Below are 20,340 nucleotides of genomic sequence, written 5' to 3' on the forward strand. Positions count from 1 at the left end.
CAGTAGGGTGCGGCGCATGACTCAGGAACTGCGCCGCACCCTCGGCGTCTTCGACGCGGTGGTCATCGGGCTGGGAGCGATGGTCGGGGCCGGGATCTTCGTGGCGCTCGCCCCTGCCGCTCGGGCGGCCGGTACGGGGACGCTGCTGCTGGCGGGGCTGGCGCTGGCCGCCGTGGTGGCGTACTGCAACGCGATGGCCTCCGCGCGGCTCGCGGCGCTCTATCCGGCGTCCGGTGGCACGTACGTGTACGGGCGGGAGCGGCTCGGGCCCTTCTGGGGGTATCTGGCCGGGTGGGCCTTCGTGGTGGGCAAGACCGCCTCGTGCGCCGCCATGGCGCTGACCGTCGGGGCGTACGTGTGGCCTGAGCAGGCGCACGCGGTCGCGGTCGGCGCGGTCGTCCTGCTGACGGCCGTGAACTACGCGGGCGTGCAGAAGTCCGCCTGGCTGACGCGGGCCATCGTGGGTGTGGTGCTGGCGGTGCTGGCCGTCGTGGCGGTGGTCTGCCTGGGGGCTGACGGGCCGTCGGTGGTGTCCGGGTCCGGCGGGTCGGCCGGCGGGGTGCTCCAGGCGGCGGGGCTGCTCTTCTTCGCCTTCGCCGGGTACGCCCGGATCGCGACGCTGGGCGAGGAGGTGCGCGATCCGGCGCGTACGATCCCGCGCGCCGTTCCGCTGGCTCTGGGGATCGCGCTCGTGGTCTACGCGTGCGTCGCGGTGGCGGTGCTCTCGGTGCTGGGCGCCGGGGAACTCGCTTCCGCCGAGGCCCCGTTGGCGGACGCGGTGCGGGCGGCCGGGGTGGGCGAGCTGGCGCCCGTCGTGCGGGTCGGCGCCGCTGTGGCCGCCCTCGGGTCGTTGCTCGCGCTGATCCTCGGGGTGTCGCGTACGACGCTGGCAATGGCGCGGGACGGGCATCTGCCGGGGGCGCTGGCCGCCGTTCATCCGCGGTTCCGGGTGCCGCACCGGGCCGAGTTGGCGGTGGGGGCGGTGGTCGCCGTGGTGGCCGCGGTGGGGGATGTGCGGGGAGCGATCGGGTTCTCGTCGTTCGGCGTACTGGCCTACTACGCGGTGGCGAACGCGTCCGCCTGGACGCTCGGGGGGCGGCAGCGGGTTCTGGCCGCTGTGGGGCTTGTGGGGTGCGTGGGGTTGGCGTTCGCTCTGCCGGTGGCTTCGGTGGGGGCGGGGGCGGGGGTGCTGGCGCTGGGGGCGGTGGCCTACTGGGTTCGGGGGCGGTTCGGGGTGGGGGCGCCGCGGGGGCGGTGACGCTTCCGGGGGGTGTGGGCGTGGGCCGCGCCTGCGGGGGGCGGAGCGGTGCCCGGGCGCGGTGTGGAGCCCGCTCTCCAGTGCGGGGCGCGGGGGTCGTGAAGGAGTGGCCCGGACGTGCTGCGGGGCCCTTGCTTCAGGGGTGCGGGGGTCGGGGGCGTACCGGGGCGTCTCCTCGGGTGCCGAACGTTCGGGTCGCGCTGCGGTCCGAACGGGCCCGTTGCGTTCGACACCCTGCGGGGAGCGCCCCGGTACGTCCCCTCCCGGCACTGTGGAGGAGTGAACGGGCGGGGTGTGGAGCCCGCTTTCAGTGCGAGCGGTGTGCGTCCCCCTCCCGGCACCGTGGAGGAGTGAACGGGCGGGGTGTGGAGCCCGCTTTCAGTGCGGGCGGTGTGCGTCCTCTGCCGGCACCACTGTGGAGGGGGCCGGGCGTGGTGCGGGCGGCACGTTCTCGGACTGTCCGGGGCTTGTGAGCTAGCGGGTTGCGAAAGGCTGGTCCGTGGGGACGATTTCGCGGCCCAGGGGGAGCAGGGAGACCGGGATCAGCTTGAAGTTGGCGATGCCGAAGGGGATTCCGATGATCGTTACGCACAGCGCGATGCCCGTGAGGATGTGGCTCAGGGCCAGCCACCAGCCCGCGAGGACGAGCCACAGGACGTTGCCGATGACCGAGGGGGATCCCGCGTCGCGGCGTTCCGCCGTGGTGTAGCCGAAGGGCCAGAGGGCGTAGACGCCGATGCGGAACGCCGCCAGGCCGAAGGGGATGCCGATGATGGTGACGCAGAGGAGTACGCCGGCCAGGAGGTAGGCGAGGAAGAGCCAGAAGCCGCTGAGAACCAGCCATATGACGTTCAGGATTGTCTTCATGGGCGGTGACCTGCCATCTGCTCGAGTCGGGCGATGCGTTCAGCCATGGGCGGGTGGGTCGAGAACAGCTTCGCGGCGCCCTGTCCGGGGCGGAACGGGTTCGCGATCATCATGTGGCTGGCGGTCTCGATGCGCGGCTCGGCCGGCAGCGGCAGCTGCTTCGTACCGGCGTCGAGTTTGCGCAGGGCGCTCGCCAGGGCGAGCGGGTCGCCGGTGAGCTGGGCTCCGGAGGCGTCCGCCTGGTACTCGCGCGAACGGCTCACCGCGAGCTGGATGACCGCCGCCGCCAGCGGCCCCAGAATCATGATCAGCAGCATGCCCAGGAGGCCCGGGCCCTCGTCGTCGTCGGAGCGGCCGACGGGGATCAGCCAGGCGAAGTTCACCAGGAACATGATCACCGAGGCCAGCGCGCCGGCGACCGAGGAGATCAGGATGTCCCGGTTGTAGACGTGGCTCAGCTCATGGCCGATGACTCCCCTGAGTTCGCGTTCGTCGAGGAGGCGCAGGATGCCCTCGGTGCAGCAGACGGCGGCGTTGCGCGGGTTGCGGCCGGTCGCGAAGGCGTTGGGGGCCTGGGTGGGCGAGATGTAGAGCCGGGGCATCGGCTGGCGGGCCTGGGTGGAGAGGTCGCGGACCATCCGGTACAGCTGTGGCGCCTCGAACTCGCTCACGGGGCGGGCCCGCATGGCCCGCAGGGCGAGCTTGTCGCTGTTCCAGTACGCGTAGGCGTTCGTGCCGAGTGCGACGAGAACCGCGACGATCAGGCCGGTCCGGCCGAAGAAGCTGCCGATGACGATGATGAGTGCTGACAGTCCCCCGAGGAGTACGGCGGTCCTCAGCCCGTTGTGCCGGCGGTGCACGGTGCGCCCTCCAAATGGTGCGGCGGGGGAACCCCTTGCTGTGGGGGTGCTTCCACATCCAGTGGACCCTCCCTTCCTGGTCAACGCCAAGCGAGGGGGGCTAGTTCCCTTGTGCCACCGGGGCCGTCCGTTGGGCCGTCCGTGCCTACTGGAAGAGACTGCCCGTCGCGAAGCGCAGGACGAGCTGCGGTACGCCGGACAGGGCGACGCCCAGGACGGCGGTGAGGGCGATGGCGACCGTGACCGGAACGGGGACCGCGTGCCTGGGCTGTTCGCCCTCGGGGGCGCGGAAGAGGACCGCCGTCCACTGGAGGTAGTAGTAGAGGGCGATCACGACGTTCACCGCCATGACGACCGCGAGCCAGCCGAGGCCCGCGTCGACCGCCGCGGAGAAGACGGTTACCTTCGCGAAGAGGCCGATGATGCCGGGCGGCAGGCCCGCGAGGCACAGGAGGAAGAAGCCGAGCGCGAGCGCGGCGAGGGGGCGGGTCGCGTAGAGGCCGCGGTAGTCGGCGATCCGGTTGAGCGGGTGCGTACGGGCCACCAGGGCGGCGACCGCGAAGGCGCCGAGGTTCACGACGGCGTACATCAGGGCGTACGCGACGGTGGAGCCGATCTGGTCGTCGCTGGAGTACGCCGCCGCCGCGATCGGGACCAGGAGGTAGCCGGCCTGGCCGACGGAGGACCAGGCGAGCAGCCGGACCGCACTGTAGGCGCGCGTGGCCGACTGGCGCAGGGCGGCGACGTTGCCGACCGTCATGGTGAGCGCCGCCAGCACGGCGAGGGCGGGGCCCCAGACGTCGGCGTACGACGGGAAGGCGATGACGGTGACCAGGACGAGGCCGGTGAAGCCGACCGCCTTGCCGATGACGGAGAGGTAGGCGGCCACCGGGAGGGGGGCGCCCACGTACGTGTCGGGAACCCAGAAGTGGAAGGGGACCGCCGCCGTCTTGAAGGCGAAGCCGACGAGGGTCAGGGCGACGCCCGCCTTGGCGAGGGTGTCGAGCTGCGCCGGTACGTCGTCCAGGCGTACGGCGATCTCGGTGAGGTGCAGGGTGCCGGTCGTCGCGTACACGAAGCTGACGCCGAGCAGCATCACGGCGGTCGCCGTGACGGAGGAGAGGAAGAACTTGAGGGCCGCCTCGGAGGAGAGGCGGTCGCCGCGCTTCATGCCGACCAGGGCGAAGGCCGGCAGCGACGCCACTTCGAGGGCGACGACGAGGGTGGCGAGGTCGCGGGAGGCGGGCAGCAGGGCCGCTCCGGCCGCGGAGGACATCAGCAGGAACCAGAACTCGCCCGCGGGGAGCCTGTCCTTCGCCGTCTCGGTGATGGACAGGAGCGCGGTGAGCAGCGCGCCGCCGAGGACGAGCAGCTGGATGACCACGGTGAAGTGGTCGGCCGTGTAGCTGCAGACGTCCGGGTCGGAGGTCAGGCAGAAGGTGGTGCGGTCGCCCTGGCGCAGCGGCAGGAGCGCGAGGAGCGCGGCGGCGAGGCCGGCGATGGAGATCCGGCCCAGGAGCGCCTTCTTGTCCGCCGGTACGAAGAGGTCGGCGACCAGGACGATCAGGCCGACGCACGCGGTGATCGTCGGCGGGGCGATCGCCGTCCAGTCGACGGACTGGACGAGGCTGGCGCTTTCGGCGGCCACGGTCACGACTTGCCTCCTGCGAGGAGCTTCTGCACGGCCGGGTCGGTGAGGCCGAGGAGGACCGCGGGCCAGAGTCCGGCGAGGACGGTGAGGGCGACGAGCGGGGTCCAGGCGGCGAACTCGTAGCCCTGGACGTCGGCGATCGCCGACGGCTCGGCCGCTTGCTGCCGGGGTACGCCCATGCAGACACGGCGTACGACGACGAGCAGGTACGCGGCGGTGAGCAGGGTGCCCACGCCGGCGATCGCCATGAAGGTGAGGAACGCGGGGCGGCTGAGGCCCTCGGCGGGGTCGAAGGCGCCGAACATCGTCAGCATCTCGCCCCAGAAGCCGGCCAGGCCCGGCAGGCCGAGGGAGGCGACCGCACCGAAGGCGAGGAGGCCGCCGAGGCGGGGGGCGCGGCCGTAGAGGGCCGCTCCGGTGGCGCCGGCGAGGGTGTCGAGGTCGGCGGTGCCGTAGCGGTCCTTGAGGGCGCCGACCAGGAAGAACAGCAGGCCGGTGATCAGGCCGTGGGCGATGTTGGCGAAGAGTGCGCCGTTGACGCCGGTGGGGGTCATGGACGCGATGCCGAGGAGGACGAAGCCCATGTGGCCGACGGAGGAGTACGCGATGAGGCGCTTGAGGTCGCCCTTGGCGCCCTTGCGGGCCAGGGCCAGGCAGGCGAGGGACCCGTAGATGATGCCGACGACCGCGAGGGCGGCCAGGTAGGGCGCGAAGACGAGCATGCCGTCGGGCGCCACGGGCAGGGCGATGCGGACGAAACCGTACGTGCCCATCTTCAGCAGGACGCCGGCGAGGAGGACGGAGCCGACGGTGGGAGCGGCGGTGTGGGCGTCCGGGAGCCAGCTGTGCAGGGGCCACATCGGGGTCTTGACCGCGAGGCCGACCCCGATCGCCAGAACGGCGGTGACCTGCACCGACGTGGTCAGTCCCCGGCCGTTGTCAGTGGCGAGTGCCACCATGTCGAACGTGCCCGCCTTCAGTCCCACGAGGAGGAGACCGAGCAGCATGACGACCGAGCCGAGCAGCGTGTAGAGGATGAACTTCCAGGCGGCGGGCCTGCGCTGGTCGCCGCCCCAGCGGGCGATCAGGAAGTACATCGGGATGAGGACCATCTCGAACGCCAGGAAGAACAGCAGCAGGTCGAGGACGGCGAAGGTCGCGAGGGTGCCGGACTCCAGGACGAGGAGGAGCGCGACGAATGCCTTCGGGGAGGGGCCCGCGGGCATCTTGAAGTAGCTGTAGAGCGCGCAGAGGAAGGTCAGCAGCGCGGTCAGCACGAGGAGGGGGAGCGAGATGCCGTCGATGCCGAGGTGGATCCTGACGTCGAGCGCCGGGATCCAGCTGATGTCGGTCGTGGCCTGCATCTTCGACGGGTGGTCGTGGTCGAAGCCGAACGTGAGCACGAGGGCGGCGATGAGGATCGCGCCGGTCACGGTCACGCCGTGGCGGAGCACGGCCTGGTCGGGGCTCCTGCCCTTCAGCCCCGGCGGGGCCGGGAGGAGGGCCGCCACCGCGCCCAGGAGCGGGCCGACGACGACGAACGCCAGGAGGAACTGCATCACGGACGGGCTGATATCGATCACGGCTCACGCTCCGACGGCGGCGACGATGACGGCGGCGATCGCCAGGACGACGGATCCGGCGAGCAGGGCGCTGAGGTAGGTCTGCACGTTGCCGGTCTGGGCCCGGCGGACGCCCGCGCCGAGGAGGCGCGGGACGGCTCCCGCCCCGCGTACGTACGTGTCGACGACCTCGCGGTCCAGGAAGCGGACCAGCTCGGCCGCCGCCTGGACGGGCCGTACGAACAGGACGTGGTAGACGGCGTCGAGGTGGAAGCCGGCGGCGGCGTGCCGGTGCAGGGGTCCCAGCAGGAGCCGGCCGGGGTCGGCCGGGTCGGGGGCCGACGCGATGTCGCCGTAGGCGGGGGTGTGGGTGGCGATGGCTTCCGCCTCGGAGACGGCCGGGCTGTCCTCGGGGTGGGCGGCCACGGCGCCGATCGGGGGGCGGGCGGCCATGGCCGTGGTGTGGCGCCAGGCGCCGTACGTGACCAGTCCGCCGACCAGGGCCACGCCGGTGCCGAGGACCGCCGTGGTGACGGTCGGAGTGAGGGCGTGGCCGTCGAACCAGTCGGCCAGGTAGGTGACGCCGAGGCCGAAGGCGAGCGAGGGGACGGCGAGGACCCACAGGACGGCGTTCATGACGAGGGGCTGCTTGCCGTGGTCGGGGGCGGCCGGGCCGCGGCCGCGGAAGGCCAGCAGCCACAGGCGGATGGCGTACGCCGCCGTGAGGAGGGCGGTGAGCAGGCCCGCGACGAGCACGGTCCAGCCGGCGCCGGAGGGCACGCCGGTGGTGTCGCCGAGGGAGGCGTGCTCGGCGGCGACGAGGACGGCCTCCTTGGAGAAGAAGCCGGCGAACGGGGGGATCGCGGCGAGCGCGAGGAGCGCGACGGTCATCGTCCAGTACGCGTCGGGGATGCGCCGGGGCAGGCCGCTCATGCGGGACATGGCGGCCAGCGAGTTGGTGCCGGCGGCGTGGATGATCACGCCGGCGGCGAGGAAGAGGAGCGCCTTGAAGGCTCCGTGGGACAGGAGGTGGAAGACGGCGGCGCCGCGGTCGCCGACGGCCAGTGCGCCCGTCATGTAGCCGAGCTGGCCGATCGTCGAGTAGGCGAGGACCCGCTTGATGTCGTCCTGCGCGAGGGCGGCGAGGGCGGAGCCGACCATCGTGACGGCGGCCATCACCGCGAGGACCGTCAGGGCGGCGGCGGAGGCCGCGAAGACGGGGAGGAGGCGGGCCACGAAGTACACACCGGCCGCGACCATCGTCGCGGCGTGGATCAGCGCGGAGACGGGCGTGGGGCCCGCCATCGCGTCGGGCAGCCAGGTGTGCAGCGGGAACTGGGCCGACTTGCCCGCCACGCCGGCGAGGAGCAGCAGCGCGATGAGCGTCGGGTGGTCGAGCCCGCCGTCGGCCACGGCGGCGAGGATGCCGGTGATGCGGAACGTACCGGCGTCCGCGGCGAGCGCGAACAGGCCGAACAGGAAGGGGACGTCACCGAGCTTGGTGACCAGGAACGCCTTGAGGGAGGCGGCGCGGGCTTCCGGCGTCTCCCAGTAGTGGCCGACGAGGAAGTACGAGCAGATGCCCATGATCTCCCAGCCGACCAGCAGCACCATCAGGTCGCCGGAGTAGACGACGAGCAGCATCGCGGAGGTGAAGAGGGAGACGAGGGCGGCGTACGACGGGTAGCGCGGGTCGTCGCGCAGGTAGGCCGTCGAGTAGAGCTGCACGCAGGTCGCGATGACCCCGACCAGGACGGCGACGAGGACCGCGAAGCCGTCGAGGTGCAGGGCGAGGTCGATGGGGACCGAGCCGGTGGGGGTCAGCTGCGTCGAGGCGTCGACCGGCCGGCCGCCGCCCTGGCGGACGGCGACGATCACGGCCAGTACGGCGGCGGCGAGGGCCGGCAGCACCGCGAGGGGACGGACGAACCCGGGCGCGGTGCGGCCGAGCAGGAGTCCGGCCACGGCGCCGAGGAACGGAAGGAGGGGGACAAGGACGGCGAGGGTCGTGGTCGTCACGCGGCGGCCTCAGCCTTCTGTGCGGCCTCTTGTGCGGCCTTCTGTGCCATGGCGGAGGCTTCGGCGTCGGCCGCCGGGCCTTCGGCGGTGTCGCGCAGCCGGTCGATGTCCGAGCTGCCGCGGTTGCGGTAGACCATCAGGACGATCGACAGGCCGATGCCGATCTCCGCCGCGGCGATGGCGATGGTGAACAGGGTCAGTGCCTGGCCGGCGTGGAGGGTGTCGCGGAGCCACACGTCGAAGGCGACCAGGTTGAGGTTGACGGCGTTGAGCATGAGCTCGACGGACATCAGGACCAGGATCGCGTTGCGGCGTGCGAGTACTCCGTACAGCCCGGTGCAGAACAGGAGGGCGGCGAGCACGGCGGGGTAGGCGAGGTGCATCAGCGCTGCTCCTTGTCGCTGTCGCTCTTGCGGGAGAGGACGATCGCGCCCACGAGGGCGGCCAGCAGCAGGACCGAGAGCGCCTCGAAGGGCAGCACCCAGTGCTGGAAGAGGAATTCACCGGTCACCCTGGTCGAGCCCTGGGCCGGTCCGTCCAGGTCGATCCACTGGGTCCGGAACGCGTCCACGACCACCCACACGAGTGCGGCGGCCGCGGCGACGGCGACCGTGAGCGCCGCCCAGCGGTTGCCAGAGTCGGCGTCCGGTGAGCGGCCGATGGGGGCCTTGGTGAGCATCAGACCGAAGAGGAGGAGCACGACGACGGAACCGACGTAGATGAGGACCTGCACCCAGGCGATGAACTCGGCCGTCAGCAGCAGGTACTCGACGGCCAGGCCGCCGAGCGCGACGACCAGCCACAGGGCGGCGTGCACCAGCTGCCTGGTGGTGACGGTGACGACGGCCGCGCCGAGGGTGACGACGCCGACGAGGAGGAAGGCGATCTCGACGCCGGTCGGGGAGAGGAATCCCTGCTCGGCGGCTGCGGCGAGGTGGCTCATCCGGCGTGCCCCTCGTCTTCCTGCGGGGTGGCTTGGTCCTGGGCGGGCTGCTGCTGGGCGGCCTGTTCGAGCGCTGCCTGCTCCTGGGCGGCGGCGAGCTTCTCGGCCGTCTTGCGGGCCGCCGCGATCTCCTTGGGCTCCTCGGCCCCCGGGTCGAGCGCGGGCGGCTCGGGCACGGTCCACATCCACTCGCGGAGCTTGTCCCGCTCGTGGGTGAGTTCGTGGATGTCGGTCTCGGCGTACTCGAACTCCGGCGACCAGAAGAGCGCGTCGAACGGGCACACCTCGATGCAGATGCCGCAGTACATGCAGAGCGAGAAGTCGATCGCGAAGCGGTCGAGGACGTTGCGGCTGCGCTCGCGTCCGCCCTCGACGGCGGCCGGGACGGTCTCCTTGTGCGAGTCGATGTAGATGCACCAGTCGGGGCACTCGCGCGCGCAGAGCATGCAGACCGTGCAGTTCTCCTCGAACAGCCCGATCACGCCGCGGGAGCGGGGCGGGAGTTCGGGCTGGACGTCCGGGTACTGCGCGGTGACGGTCTTCTTCGTCATCGTGCGCAGCGTGACGGCCAGGCCCTTGGCGAGGCCGGAGCCGGGGATCGGAGGCATTACTGGATCGCCACCTTCACGATGCCGGTCAGCGCGATCTGCGCGAGAGCGAGAGGGATGAGTACGGTCCAGGCGAGCTTCTGGAGCTGGTCCTCGCGCAGCCGGGGGTAGGTGACCCGCAGCCAGATGACGCCGAACGCGAGGACGGCGGTCTTCAGCAGCGTCCACACCCAGCCGAGGCCGTCGGCGCCCCAGGGGCCGTGCCAGCCGCCGAGGAACAGGACGGTGGTCAGACCGCAGAGGACGACGATCCCGGCGTACTCGGCCAGCAGGAAGAGCGCGAAGCGCAGCCCCGTGTACTCGGTGTACGCGCCGAAGATGATCTCGGAGTCGGCGACCGGCATGTCGAAGGGCGGTCGCTGGAGTTCGGCGAGGCCGGCGACGAAGAACACGATCGCGCCGACGATCTGCCACGGCAGCCACCACCACTCGAAGGCGTTCAGGATGCCGGGGAGCGAGACGGTGCCGGCCGCCATCGCCACGGAGGCGGCGGCGAGCAGCATCGGCAGTTCGTACGCGAGGAGCTGTGCGGCGGTGCGCAGGCCGCCGAGCAGGGAGAACTTGTTGGCCGATGCCCAGCCCGCCATGAGCGAGCCGAGCACGCCCACGCCCATGACGGCGAGCACGAAGAAGATGCCGGCGTCGACGACCTGGCCGACCGCGCCCTCACCGGGGCCGATCGGGATCGCGACGAGCACGAGCAGGTACGGGAGCAGCGCGACGGCGGGCGCGAGCTGGAAGATGCGGCGGTCGGCGTTGGCCGGGACGATGTCTTCCTTCTGCGCGAACTTGACGCCGTCGGCGACGAGTTGGGCCCAGCCGTGGAAGCCGCCCGCGTACATGGGGCCGAGGCGGCCCTGCATGTGGGCCATCACCTTGTGCTCGGTCTGCCCGACGACGAGCGGCAGGACCATGAACACGGCGAAGACGACGACCAGTCGGAGGGCGACATCGAGTACGTCGTTCACGCGTCGTCGCTCCCTCGGTCGCGGGTGGTGTCGTTGGTGGTGTTGTCGTTGCCGGCGTCGGTGGTGTCGCTGGTGGTGCTGTCGGTACCGGCGTCGGTGGTGTCGTCGGCGGAGCGGGGGGCGTCCGGGCCGGGGGCCTCGCGGGGCTCCTTCGCCGCGCCCGCGTCACCGCGCAGCGTTTCCGCCGCCGCGTCGGCGGCCGAAGCCGCGTCGGCGTCGGTGTCCTCGGACGCGCCCGTCCTGGTCGCGGCCGCTTTCTCCGGCCGCTCAGCGTCCGCTTCCTCTTCCTCGAACGCGGGGCGCGCGTGGTGCCAGGGCGCGTCCGCGCTGCGCGCGGGGGCCGCCGGGGCGGGCCGGGCCACGGAGGCGTCGGCTCCGGAAGCGTCGGCCACGGAGGCGTCGGAGGTGTCGGCGGTGTCGGCATCGGCGGATCCCGCCGACTGGGCCGGCGTCTCGGCCGCCCGGCTCGCCGATCCTTCGGACACGCCACCGGTACGGCGCGGCGCGCTCGGGGCCGCGGTCCCAGCGCCGGTCTCCGCAGCGCCCGGACCGGCCGCGGCGTCCCCGGTCTCCGCAGCGGCCGCCCGGCTCGCCGAACCCTCGGTTCCGGCAGCGGCCGTCTGGCTCGCCGAGCCCTCCGACACGCTGCGCGTACGGCGGGCAGGCGTCGGCGGCTCGGCGTGTGGAGCGGGTGTCGCCGCTTCGGCCGCCTGGCTCGCCGAGCCCTCGGACACGCTGCGGGCGCGGCGCGGGGGCCGTGCGGTGGCGGCTTCCGGGGACGGCGCCGCCGCCTCGGCCGCCTGGGTGGCCGAGCCCTCCGCGACGCTGCGCGCGCGGCGCGGCGGGCGGTCGGCGGCTCCTGCCGCACCGGCCGCGCGCGGGGTGCGGGCGGGGCGTGCGGGCGCCGGGGGCAGCTGGCCCTTCTGGGGGCCCCAGTCGTTCGGGTCCGGGACGCCCGGCGGGAGCATCTGGCGGCGCTTGGGCCCGCCGTGGTCCGACTCCCCCGGTTCCTTCGCTCCCGGCCACGCCTTGGCGACGCGCGCCGCCAGGACGAAGTCCTTGCGCAGCGGATGGCCTTCGAAGCCCTCCGGCAGCAGCAGCGGCACCAGGTGCGGGTGACCGGTGAACTCGACGCCGAACATCTCGTGGGTCTCGCGCTCGTGCCACTGCGCGCCCGCGTAGACCTCGATGGCGGACGGTACGGCGGGCGCCGCGTGCGGGACGGTCGTACGGAGCAGCAGGCGGCGGACCGTACGGCCTTCGAGGGCGACGACGTGGGCGCAGACGCGGAAGCCCGTGCCCGGCTCGTCGACCGCGCTCAGCCAGTCGAAGTACGTGCAGCCCAGCTTGTCCCGCGCGATCTCCAGCGCCGCGATCCACGACCCGGTCGGCACGTCGACGGTGAGCAGGTCGTAGGCGCGCTCGGCGGTCGCTTCCTCGCCGAAGATCTCGGTGACGGCGTCGGGCAGACCGTCGTACGCGGTGGAGTGCGGGTCGGAGAGGGTCACTTCGCGGCCTCCCCCGGAGTCGGCGGCGGCGTGACGAGCCCGCTCTGGAGGGCGGCGGCGGAGGGCCGCCGGTGGCCGTAGCGCTCGCCGAGCGACTCGCGGGCGATCTTCTCCTGGAGCTTCAGGATGCCCTGGAGCAGCGCCTCGGGCCGTGGCGGGCAGCCCGGCACGTAGACGTCGACGGGGATGATCTGGTCGACGCCCTTGGTGACGGAGTACGAGTCCCAGTAGGGCCCGCCGCAGTTGGAGCAGGCGCCGAAGGAGATGACGTACTTCGGCTCGGGCATCTGCTCGTACAGCCGCTTGACGGCCGGGGCCATCTTGTCCGTGACCGTGCCGGAGACGACCATCAGGTCGGCCTGGCGCGGCCCCGGCGCGAAGGGGATCACGCCGAGCCGGATGAAGTCGTGGCGCGCCATGGACGCGGCGATGAACTCGATCGCGCAGCAGGCGAGACCGAAGTTGAAGACCCACAAGCTGTAGCGGCGGCCCCAGTTCAGGACCACCTTCATGGGCTCGGGTGCGAGGCGTGCGAGAGCTCCCAGGCGCTTGGGCTCGGGGAGGTCGACAGGGGTCACGGGGGTCACGTCCATTCGAGGACGCCCTTCTTCCATGCGTACAGCAGTCCCACGGCCAGGAAGCCGAGGAAGATGAACATCTCGACCAGGGTCGTCGCGCCGTACTCGGGCGCGGCGAAGACCGTCGCCCACGGGAACAAGAAGATGGAGTCGACGGCGAAGATCACGTACAGGAAGGCGTATACGTAGTAGCGGACCTGCGTGTGCGCCCAGCCCTCTCCGACCGGGTCCACGCCGCACTCGTACGTCAGCAGTTTCTCCGGCGTCGGCACGACCGGCCGCAGCAGCCGCCCGGCCCCGAAGGCCACGGCGACGAAGAGGACGCCGACGACTGCGAGCAGTCCGACGACCGAGTAACTCTGGAAGTACCCGTCCGCGAGAACCGTCGGTTCCGGCACGTCCGCCCCTCTCGCTCTCTGGCCGCCCAGGGCCACATCGGCCTCGTTCGACGATCTGTACGCACGGGAGTCTAGGCCCTGGTAAAGGCCGGGTAAGCAGCCGTCTCACGGAGGGGTGGGGTTATCCCTACTTCCGCGCACCCAGTGACCCCATGGCGTGCGTGCCCGGCGCCCGGCAGGCTGAGCACCATGACCGCCAGAGCCAGCCACCACCTCCCAGATTACGACCGGCCCGACGACCGGCCCGATGGGCTCCCGCCCGTCCGCTTCCCGTACGGCTCCGGCACCTGGAAGGAGATCGCGCACCTCCTCCTCAACCTGCCGACCGCGCTCCTCGGCTTCGTGCTGACCACGGTGGTGCTGCTGCTCGGCTGCGGCCTCTCCGTCACGGTCATCGGCCTGCCGGTGCTGGCGGCGGGGCTCCTGGCCGCGCGGCGGTTCGGCGCGGTCGAGCGGGCACGGGCCCGGGCGCTGCTCGGGGAGTACGTCGACGAGCCGAGTCCGGCGGCGGCGGGGCGGCCGCCTGGCGGTGTCTTCGGGCGGCTGTGGGCGCGCGTGAAGGATCCGGTGGGCTGGCGGGCGGCGCTGTACGCGTTCGTGCGGCTGCCGTGGGGCGTGCTGACGTTCGCGGTGACGCTGGCCGGGCTGTTCGTGCTGTGGCCCGTACTCCCGTACCTGGCGCGTGCGATGACCAACGCCGACCGGGCGATGGTGCGGGGCCTGCTCTGCCCGTCCGACGAACTGGAGCGGCGGATCGCCGAGCTGGAGTCGGACCGGGGCGTGGTCGTGGACACGGCGGCGGCCGACCTGCGGCGCATCGAACGGGACCTGCACGACGGCGCCCAGGCCAGGCTCGTGGCGCTCGCCATGGGGCTCGGCATGGCGAAGGAGAAGCTGACCGGCGACCTCAAGGACCCGGTCGCGGCGGCGGCGATGGTCGACGAGGCGCACGGCGAGGTGAAGCTGGCGCTCCAGGAGCTCCGGGACCTGGCGCGGGGCATCCACCCGGCGGTGCTCACCGACCGGGGCCTGGACGCGGCGCTGTCGTCGATCGCCTCGCGCTGCACGGCTCCGGTGCGGGTCACCGTCGATCTGGCCGCGCGTCCGGCCGAGGCGATCGAGGGCATCGCGTACTTCACGGTCTCCGAACTCCTCCAGAACGTGAGCAAACACAGCGGGGCGCGGTCCGCGACGGTGGACGTGTGGCGCGGCGGCGACCGGCTGCTGATCCAGGTACGGGACGACGGGCGCGGCGGTGCGCGGCTGGACGGCGGCACCGGCATGGCGGGGCTCGCCGACCGGCTCGGCGCGGTGGACGGGCTGCTGGCCCTGGACTCGCCGGAGGGCGGGCCGACCACGGTGACGGCCGAGCTGCCGTGGCGCGACCGGGACGCCACGGGACGCGCGGGCGTGGCCGGGCGGGGCGCCGGGGTGGGGGTCGGGGTGGGGAAAACCCCCGGGCGCACACGGTGACCGGCCTCATGGCCCCCGCCCGCCGGCCCCGACATTCTTGATTCGTACACAGCGAAGTCACCAACTCCCAGAGCAGAAACGGACGGCAGCGATGGCCACGGAGTACGCACCGCAGACCCGCGACCCGTGGGAGCCCGCGGGCCGGCCCCCGAGGAAGCACGTCCTTCCCGCGGCCCTGCGCGCCCCGGTCGAGGCCCGGACGTGGCGCGAGTTCGGCTACCTCATGCTCAGCCTGCCGATCAGCGTGCTGCTCTTCGTCTTCGCGGTCACCATGACGTCGCTGGGCGCGGGCCTGCTGATCACCTTCTGCGGCGTTCCGGTCCTGGCGGCGGGGCTGGCCGGCTGCCGCGGGTTCGGGTCGCTGGAGCGGGCGCGCGCCCGGGCGCTGCTCAAGCTGGACGTGGCGGACCCGGCGCCGCTGCGGACGAGGCCGGGCGGCGGGCCGATGGCCTGGATGGGCGCGATGCTCAAGAGCGGGACGTCCTGGCGTCATCTGCTGTACGCCGTGCTGCACATGCCGTGGGCGGTGTTCGCCTTCTCCGTGGCGCTGACGCTGTGGGCGTACGCCTGGGGAGCGCTCACGTATCCGCTGTGGCTGCTGTTCCCGGGTGTGGACGGTCTTCAGCTGTACGGCGACGGCTCGCACAGCGTCTACCTCGACAACCCCGTCGAGCTGGCCGCGACCAGCGCGTTCGGCCTGGTCCTCCTCCTCGTCACGCCGTGGATCATGCGCGCTCTGGTGCTGGTGGACCGGGTGCTCGTGATCGGGCTGCTCGGTCCGTCCCGGCTCGCCACCCGCGTCTCGGAGCTGGAGTCGGACCGGGGCGTCGTCGTCGACACCGCGGCGGCCGACCTGCGGCGCATCGAACGGGACCTGCACGACGGCGCCCAGGCCAGGCTCGTCGCCCTCGCGATGGACCTGGGGCTGGCGAAGGAGAAGCTGACGCAGGACCCGGAGGCCGCGGCGCGCATGGTGGACGAGGCGCACGGCGAGGTGAAGATCGCCCTCCAGGAGCTGCGTGACCTGGCCCGGGGCATCCACCCGGCCGTCCTGACCGACCGCGGCCTGGACGCGGCGCTGTCGGCGGTGGCGTCCCGGTGCACGGTGCCGGTGCGGGTCGAGGTGGACCTCCTGGCCCGGCCCGCCGCGGCCATCGAGGGGATCGCGTACTTCACCGTCTCCGAACTCCTCCAGAACGTCAGCAAGCACGCCCAGGCGTCCCGGGCCACGGTCGAGGTGTGGCAGACGGGGGACCGGCTGATGCTCCAGGTGAGCGACGACGGCAGGGGCGGGGCCGACACGACGGCCGGCTCGGGGCTCGCGGGCCTCGCGGAGCGGCTGGACGCGGTCGACGGCATCCTCGTCGTCGACTCGCCGGACGGCGGGCCGACCACCATCACGGCCGAGCTGCCCTGGCGGGGCTGAGCCGGGGAAGCGACCCGACCACTACACGGCCGAGCCAGCACGGGGGCGGCCCGACCACCACACGACCGAGCGCCCCCGCGGGGCCGATCCGGAGGCGTGCGGCGGTCGTACCGCTCCCCCGCCCTCCCCCCTGCGCGGCGCCGCGTCCTCCCCTGACTCACGCGCCCGGCGGGCCCCGACGACCGGACTTCTCCCGAGTCGTACGGCACCAATCCCCACGCCCGGCCGCGCGCCGGCGCGGATGCTGGGATGCTGGGAGGCGTCACAGGACAGTAGATCGCTGGGGGGCACAGGGACCGTGGTGGACAGAGTGCGGGTCGTCATCGCCGAGGACTCCGTGTTGCTCCGGGAGGGCCTGACCCGGCTTCTGACGGATCTCGGGCACGACGTCCTCGCGGGCGTCGGAGACGCGGAAGCGCTGATCAAGACAGTGGGCGACCTGGCGTCGCAGGACGAGCTGCCGGACGTGGTGGTGGCGGACGTACGAATGCCGCCTACGCACACCGACGAGGGCGTGCGGGCGGCGGTGCGGCTGCGCAGGGACTACCCGGACATCGGGGTCCTGGTGCTCTCGCAGTACGTCGAGGAGCAGTACGCGACGGAGCTGCTGGCGGGGTCGAGCCGGGGCGTGGGCTACCTGCTCAAGGACCGGGTGGCCGAGGTGCGCGAGTTCGTGGACGCGGTCGTCCGGGTGGCGCGGGGCGGAACGGCGCTCGACCCGGAGGTCGTGGCGCAGTTGCTCGGCCGCAGCCGCAAGCAGGACGTCCTGGCCGGTCTCACGCCCCGCGAGCGGGAGGTCCTGGGCCTCATGGCCGAGGGCCGCACCAACTCGGCGGTCGCCAAACAACTCGTGGTGAGCGACGGCGCGGTCGAGAAGCATGTGAGCAACATCTTCCTTAAGCTCGGACTCTCCCCCAGTGTGGGCGACCACCGACGGGTGCTGGCGGTGTTGACCTATCTGAAGAACTGAGCACCCGGTCCCAGAACGCGTGGGACGACTACGGAGCGTCGCCGACCAGTACGCCGGGGGGCAAGTGAACCATGGCAAAACAGGGCAATAGCGCGTCTCAAAACGGGGTCCGGTACGTGACTGACCCCAGGGAAGGGCACCCTTACCGACGTAGGGTGGGCCCTGGGGCCACCGGTGGCCGGCCGGCCCCGAGCAGCCGCCTCGAGGGAGGTCCAGTTCAGTGACCAGCCAGGTCAGCAGCCCGGCCGAGAAGGCCGACGGATCCGATGGCGCCGAAGGTGCCGACGCGACGAACGACACCGTCGTCGGGGAACAGCGCAGCACGCCGGACCGGAGGGCCTCCGGGAAGGAGGTCCGCCGTCTGGACCGGGTGATCATCCGTTTCGCGGGTGACTCCGGTGACGGAATGCAGCTCACGGGCGACCGCTTCACCTCGGAGACGGCGGCCTTCGGCAACGACCTGTCGACGCTGCCGAACTTCCCGGCCGAGATCCGGGCGCCCGCCGGCACCCTGCCGGGCGTCTCCAGCTTCCAGCTCCACTTCGCGGACCACGACATCCTGACGCCCGGCGACGCGCCCAACGTCCTGGTGGCGATGAACCCGGCCGCGCTGAAGGCGAACATCGCCGACGTGCCGCGCGGCGCGGACATCATCGTCAACACCGACGAGTTCACCAAGCGCCCGATGGCGAAGGTCGGCTACGAGACGTCTCCGCTGGAGGACGGCTCCCTGGAGGCGTACAACGTCCATCCGGTGCCGCTGACCACGATGACGATCGAGGCCCTCAAGGACTTCGGCCTGTCCCGGAAGGAGGCCGAGCGCTCGAAGAACATGTTCGCGCTCGGGCTGCTGTCGTGGATGTACCACCGGCCGACCGAGGGCACCGAGGCTTTCCTGCGCGCGAAGTTCGCGAAGAAGCCGCAGATCGCCGAGGCCAACGTGGCGGCGTTCCGGGCCGGCTGGAACTTCGGTGAGACCACCGAGGACTTCGCCGTCTCCTACGAGGTCAGCCCGGCGACCCGGGCCTTTCCCCGGGGCACGTACCGCAACATCTCCGGGAACCTCGCGCTGTCGTACGGGCTGATCGCCGCGAGCCAGCAGGCGGACCTGCCGCTGTACCTGGGCTCGTACCCGATCACCCCCGCCTCCGACATCCTGCACGAGCTCAGCAAGCACAAGAACTTCGGCGTGCGGACCTTCCAGGCGGAGGACGAGATCGCGGCCATCGGCGCGGCGCTCGGCGCGGCGTTCGGCGGGCAGCTCGCGGTGACCACCACCTCCGGTCCCGGCGTGGCGCTGAAGTCGGAGACCATCGGCCTCGCGGTGTCGCTGGAGCTGCCGCTGCTCGTGGTCGCCATCCAGCGCGGCGGCCCCTCGACCGGGCTGCCGACCAAGACCGAGCAGGCCGACCTGCTCCAGGCGATGTACGGGCGCAACGGCGAGGCCCCGGTGCCGGTGGTGGCGCCGAGGACCCCCGCCGACTGCTTCGACGCGGCCCTGGACGCGGCGCGGATCGCGCTGACGTACCGCACGCCGGTGTTCCTGCTGTCCGACGGCTACCTGGCCAACGGCAGCGAGCCGTGGCGGATCCCGGAGACCGACGAGCTCCCGGACCTGCGCGTGCAGTTCGCGACCGGCCCGAACCACGAGCTCGCCGACGGCACCGAGGTGTTCTGGCCGTACAAGCGCGACCCGCAGACGCTGGCGCGGCCGTGGGCGGTCCCGGGCACCCCGGGTCTTGAGCACCGCATCGGCGGCATCGAGAAGCAGGACGGCACGGGCAACATTTCGTACGACCCGGCCAACCACGACTTCATGGTCCGCACCCGCCAGGCCAAGGTCGACGGCATCGCGGTGCCGGACCTCCAGGTCGACGACCCGGACGGGGCCAGGACGCTGGTGCTCGGCTGGGGCTCGACGTACGGGCCGATCACGGCCGCCGTGCGCCGGCTGCGCGCGGCGGGGACGCCGATCGCCCAGGCCCACCTGCGCCACCTCAACCCGTTCCCCCGGAATCTGGGCGAGATCCTGGCGCGTTACGAGAAGGTGGTCGTGCCCGAGATGAACCTCGGACAGCTGGCCACCCTGCTCAGGGCGAAGTATCTGGTCGACGCCCACTCGTACAACCAGGTCAACGGAATGCCGTTCAAGGCCGAGCAGCTCGCCACGGCTCTCAAGGAGGCCAACGATGCCTAAGGCGAACGAGACGCTTTCGCTGGTCCCCAAGGCCGAGGCCAAGCAGTCGATGAAGGACTTCAAGTCCGACCAGGAAGTGCGCTGGTGCCCCGGTTGCGGTGACTACGCGGTCCTCGCCGCCGTGCAGGGCTTCATGCCCGAGCTCGGCCTGGCGAGGGAGAACATCGTCTTCGTCTCCGGGATCGGCTGCTCGTCCCGGTTCCCGTACTACATGAACACGTACGGGATGCACTCGATCCACGGCCGCGCGCCCGCGATCGCGACCGGTCTCGCGTCCTCGCGGCGCGACCTGAGCGTGTGGGTGGTGACCGGTGACGGCGACGCGCTGTCCATCGGCGGCAACCACCTCATCCACGCGCTGCGGCGCAACGTCAACCTGAAGATCCTGCTGTTCAACAACCGGATCTACGGGCTCACCAAGGGCCAGTACAGCCCCACCTCCGAGGTCGGGAAGATCACCAAGTCGACGCCGATGGGCTCGCTCGACGCGCCCTTCAACCCGGTGTCGCTGGCGATCGGCGCGGAGGCCGGGTTCGTGGCCCGTACGGTCGACTCCGACCGCAAGCACCTCACCGAGGTGCTGCGGCAGGCCGCCGGCCACCCGGGCACGGCGCTGGTGGAGATCTACCAGAACTGCAACATCTTCAACGACGGCGCGTTCGACGCGCTGAAGGACAAGGAGCAGGCCCAGGAGGCCGTGATCCGGCTGGAGCACGGGCAGCCGATCCGCTTCGGTGCCGACGGCTCGAAGGGCGTCGTACGGGACGCGGCCACCGGCGACCTCAAGGTGGTGGCGGTGACCGACGAGAACGCGTCGCGGATCCTGGTCCACGACGCGCACGCCGCCTCGCCGACGACGGCGTTCGCGCTCTCGCGCCTCGCCGACCCGGACACGCTGCACCACACCCCGATCGGCGTGCTGCGCAGTGTCGAGCGCCCGGTGTACGACACGCTGATGGCCGATCAGCTCGACGCGGCCATCGAGCAGCACGGCAAGGGCGATCTGCGGGCGCTGCTCGCGGGGAACGACACCTGGACCGTCGGCGGCTGACGG

The 20,340-nt window shown here is 72.1% G+C and carries 18 protein-coding genes; 6 read left to right on the top strand and 12 right to left on the bottom strand.

Annotated elements, in window-relative coordinates; genetic code table 11:
• Nucleotides 1-16 precede the first annotated feature (16 nt).
• Entirely contained in the window at nt 17-1,258 is a 1,242-nt protein-coding gene (locus ACWGH0_RS08625) for an APC family permease (protein ID WP_453403415.1), read from the top strand.
• Nucleotides 1,259-1,732: 474 nt separating this feature from the next.
• Here ACWGH0_RS08625 and ACWGH0_RS08630 read toward each other — a convergent pair whose 3' ends face one another.
• From ACWGH0_RS08630 to ACWGH0_RS08685, 12 genes are all read right to left on the bottom strand, one after another.
• Complete coding sequence (locus ACWGH0_RS08630) at nt 1,733-2,125, bottom strand: YccF domain-containing protein (protein WP_453403416.1); 393 nt, start codon at nt 2,123-2,125, stop codon at nt 1,733-1,735.
• Nucleotides 2,122-2,985, bottom strand: a complete 864-nt coding sequence (htpX, locus tag ACWGH0_RS08635; protein WP_453403417.1) for a zinc metalloprotease HtpX — start codon at nt 2,983-2,985, stop codon at nt 2,122-2,124. Before htpX ends, ACWGH0_RS08630 begins: the two co-directional genes overlap by 4 nt.
• Nucleotides 2,986-3,130: 145 nt before the next feature.
• Complete coding sequence (locus ACWGH0_RS08640) at nt 3,131-4,639, bottom strand: NADH-quinone oxidoreductase subunit N (RefSeq protein WP_453403418.1); 1,509 nt, start codon at nt 4,637-4,639, stop codon at nt 3,131-3,133.
• On the bottom strand, nt 4,636-6,195 hold the full coding sequence (locus ACWGH0_RS08645; protein WP_453403512.1) for an NADH-quinone oxidoreductase subunit M: 1,560 nt from the start codon (nt 6,193-6,195) through the stop codon (nt 4,636-4,638). Before ACWGH0_RS08645 ends, ACWGH0_RS08640 begins: the two co-directional genes overlap by 4 nt.
• A gap of 27 nt (nt 6,196-6,222) precedes the next feature.
• Nucleotides 6,223-8,217 (bottom strand): NADH-quinone oxidoreductase subunit 5 family protein, encoded by a 1,995-nt coding sequence (locus ACWGH0_RS08650; RefSeq protein WP_453403419.1) that lies wholly within the window; start codon nt 8,215-8,217, stop codon nt 6,223-6,225.
• On the bottom strand, nt 8,214-8,600 hold the full coding sequence (gene nuoK / locus ACWGH0_RS08655) for an NADH-quinone oxidoreductase subunit NuoK (RefSeq protein ID WP_453403420.1): 387 nt from the start codon (nt 8,598-8,600) through the stop codon (nt 8,214-8,216). Before nuoK ends, ACWGH0_RS08650 begins: the two co-directional genes overlap by 4 nt.
• Nucleotides 8,600-9,160, bottom strand: coding sequence for an NADH-quinone oxidoreductase subunit J family protein (locus tag ACWGH0_RS08660; protein WP_453403421.1), 561 nt, complete (start codon nt 9,158-9,160; stop codon nt 8,600-8,602). Before ACWGH0_RS08660 ends, nuoK begins: the two co-directional genes overlap by 1 nt.
• The gene (locus ACWGH0_RS08665) at nt 9,157-9,768 is read right to left on the bottom strand and encodes a NuoI/complex I 23 kDa subunit family protein (protein ID WP_453403422.1); all 612 of its coding nucleotides are present in this window, start codon (nt 9,766-9,768) and stop codon (nt 9,157-9,159) included. Before ACWGH0_RS08665 ends, ACWGH0_RS08660 begins: the two co-directional genes overlap by 4 nt.
• Nucleotides 9,768-10,736, bottom strand: coding sequence for a complex I subunit 1/NuoH family protein (locus ACWGH0_RS08670; RefSeq protein WP_453403423.1), 969 nt, complete (start codon nt 10,734-10,736; stop codon nt 9,768-9,770). Before ACWGH0_RS08670 ends, ACWGH0_RS08665 begins: the two co-directional genes overlap by 1 nt.
• Nucleotides 10,733-12,244, bottom strand: coding sequence for an NADH-quinone oxidoreductase subunit C (locus tag ACWGH0_RS08675; RefSeq protein WP_453403424.1), 1,512 nt, complete (start codon nt 12,242-12,244; stop codon nt 10,733-10,735). Before ACWGH0_RS08675 ends, ACWGH0_RS08670 begins: the two co-directional genes overlap by 4 nt.
• Nucleotides 12,241-12,837, bottom strand: a complete 597-nt coding sequence (locus ACWGH0_RS08680) for an NADH-quinone oxidoreductase subunit B (RefSeq protein ID WP_453403425.1) — start codon at nt 12,835-12,837, stop codon at nt 12,241-12,243. Before ACWGH0_RS08680 ends, ACWGH0_RS08675 begins: the two co-directional genes overlap by 4 nt.
• Complete coding sequence (locus tag ACWGH0_RS08685) at nt 12,828-13,220, bottom strand: NADH-quinone oxidoreductase subunit A (protein WP_093799593.1); 393 nt, start codon at nt 13,218-13,220, stop codon at nt 12,828-12,830. Before ACWGH0_RS08685 ends, ACWGH0_RS08680 begins: the two co-directional genes overlap by 10 nt.
• 189 nt (nt 13,221-13,409) lie before the next feature.
• Between ACWGH0_RS08685 and ACWGH0_RS08690 the strand changes: the two genes are divergently transcribed.
• The 5 genes from ACWGH0_RS08690 (at nt 13,410) to ACWGH0_RS08710 (ending at nt 20,337) form a co-directional block, all read left to right on the top strand.
• Nucleotides 13,410-14,693: a sensor histidine kinase gene (locus ACWGH0_RS08690; RefSeq protein ID WP_453403426.1), complete on the top strand. Its 1,284-nt coding sequence runs from the start codon at nt 13,410-13,412 to the stop codon at nt 14,691-14,693.
• 91 nt (nt 14,694-14,784) lie between these two features.
• On the top strand, nt 14,785-16,119 hold the full coding sequence (locus tag ACWGH0_RS08695; RefSeq protein WP_453403427.1) for a sensor histidine kinase: 1,335 nt from the start codon (nt 14,785-14,787) through the stop codon (nt 16,117-16,119).
• Nucleotides 16,120-16,429: 310 nt separating this feature from the next.
• The gene (locus tag ACWGH0_RS08700; protein WP_453403513.1) at nt 16,430-17,089 is read left to right on the top strand and encodes a LuxR C-terminal-related transcriptional regulator; all 660 of its coding nucleotides are present in this window, start codon (nt 16,430-16,432) and stop codon (nt 17,087-17,089) included.
• A 220-nt stretch (nt 17,090-17,309) separates the two neighbouring features.
• A complete protein-coding gene (locus ACWGH0_RS08705; protein ID WP_453403428.1) occupies nt 17,310-19,286 on the top strand; it encodes a 2-oxoacid:acceptor oxidoreductase subunit alpha in 1,977 nt (658 codons plus the stop codon).
• Complete coding sequence (locus ACWGH0_RS08710) at nt 19,279-20,337, top strand: 2-oxoacid:ferredoxin oxidoreductase subunit beta (RefSeq protein ID WP_453403429.1); 1,059 nt, start codon at nt 19,279-19,281, stop codon at nt 20,335-20,337. Before ACWGH0_RS08705 ends, ACWGH0_RS08710 begins: the two co-directional genes overlap by 8 nt.
• The last annotated feature ends 3 nt before the right edge of the window (nt 20,338-20,340 follow it).

The sequence above is a fragment of the Streptomyces sp. NPDC054887 genome, assembly GCF_053610585.1.

What these genes read in the sequence shown, in the direction of transcription:
- ACWGH0_RS08645 (WP_453403512.1), bottom strand. Translation starts at nt 6,195, where the DNA reads ATGCAGTTCCTCCTGGCGTTCGTCGTCGTCGGCCCGCTCCTGGGCGCG.
- ACWGH0_RS08710 (WP_453403429.1), top strand. Translation starts at nt 19,279, where the DNA reads ATGCCTAAGGCGAACGAGACGCTTTCGCTGGTCCCCAAGGCCGAGGCC.
- ACWGH0_RS08665 (WP_453403422.1), bottom strand. Translation starts at nt 9,768, where the DNA reads ATGCCTCCGATCCCCGGCTCCGGCCTCGCCAAGGGCCTGGCCGTCACG.
- nuoK (WP_453403420.1), bottom strand. Translation starts at nt 8,600, where the DNA reads ATGCACCTCGCCTACCCCGCCGTGCTCGCCGCCCTCCTGTTCTGCACC.
- ACWGH0_RS08630 (WP_453403416.1), bottom strand. Translation starts at nt 2,125, where the DNA reads ATGAAGACAATCCTGAACGTCATATGGCTGGTTCTCAGCGGCTTCTGG.
- ACWGH0_RS08690 (WP_453403426.1), top strand. Translation starts at nt 13,410, where the DNA reads ATGACCGCCAGAGCCAGCCACCACCTCCCAGATTACGACCGGCCCGAC.
- ACWGH0_RS08680 (WP_453403425.1), bottom strand. Translation starts at nt 12,837, where the DNA reads ATGGACGTGACCCCCGTGACCCCTGTCGACCTCCCCGAGCCCAAGCGC.
- ACWGH0_RS08625 (WP_453403415.1), top strand. Translation starts at nt 17, where the DNA reads ATGACTCAGGAACTGCGCCGCACCCTCGGCGTCTTCGACGCGGTGGTC.
- ACWGH0_RS08695 (WP_453403427.1), top strand. Translation starts at nt 14,785, where the DNA reads ATGGCCACGGAGTACGCACCGCAGACCCGCGACCCGTGGGAGCCCGCG.
- ACWGH0_RS08660 (WP_453403421.1), bottom strand. Translation starts at nt 9,160, where the DNA reads ATGAGCCACCTCGCCGCAGCCGCCGAGCAGGGATTCCTCTCCCCGACC.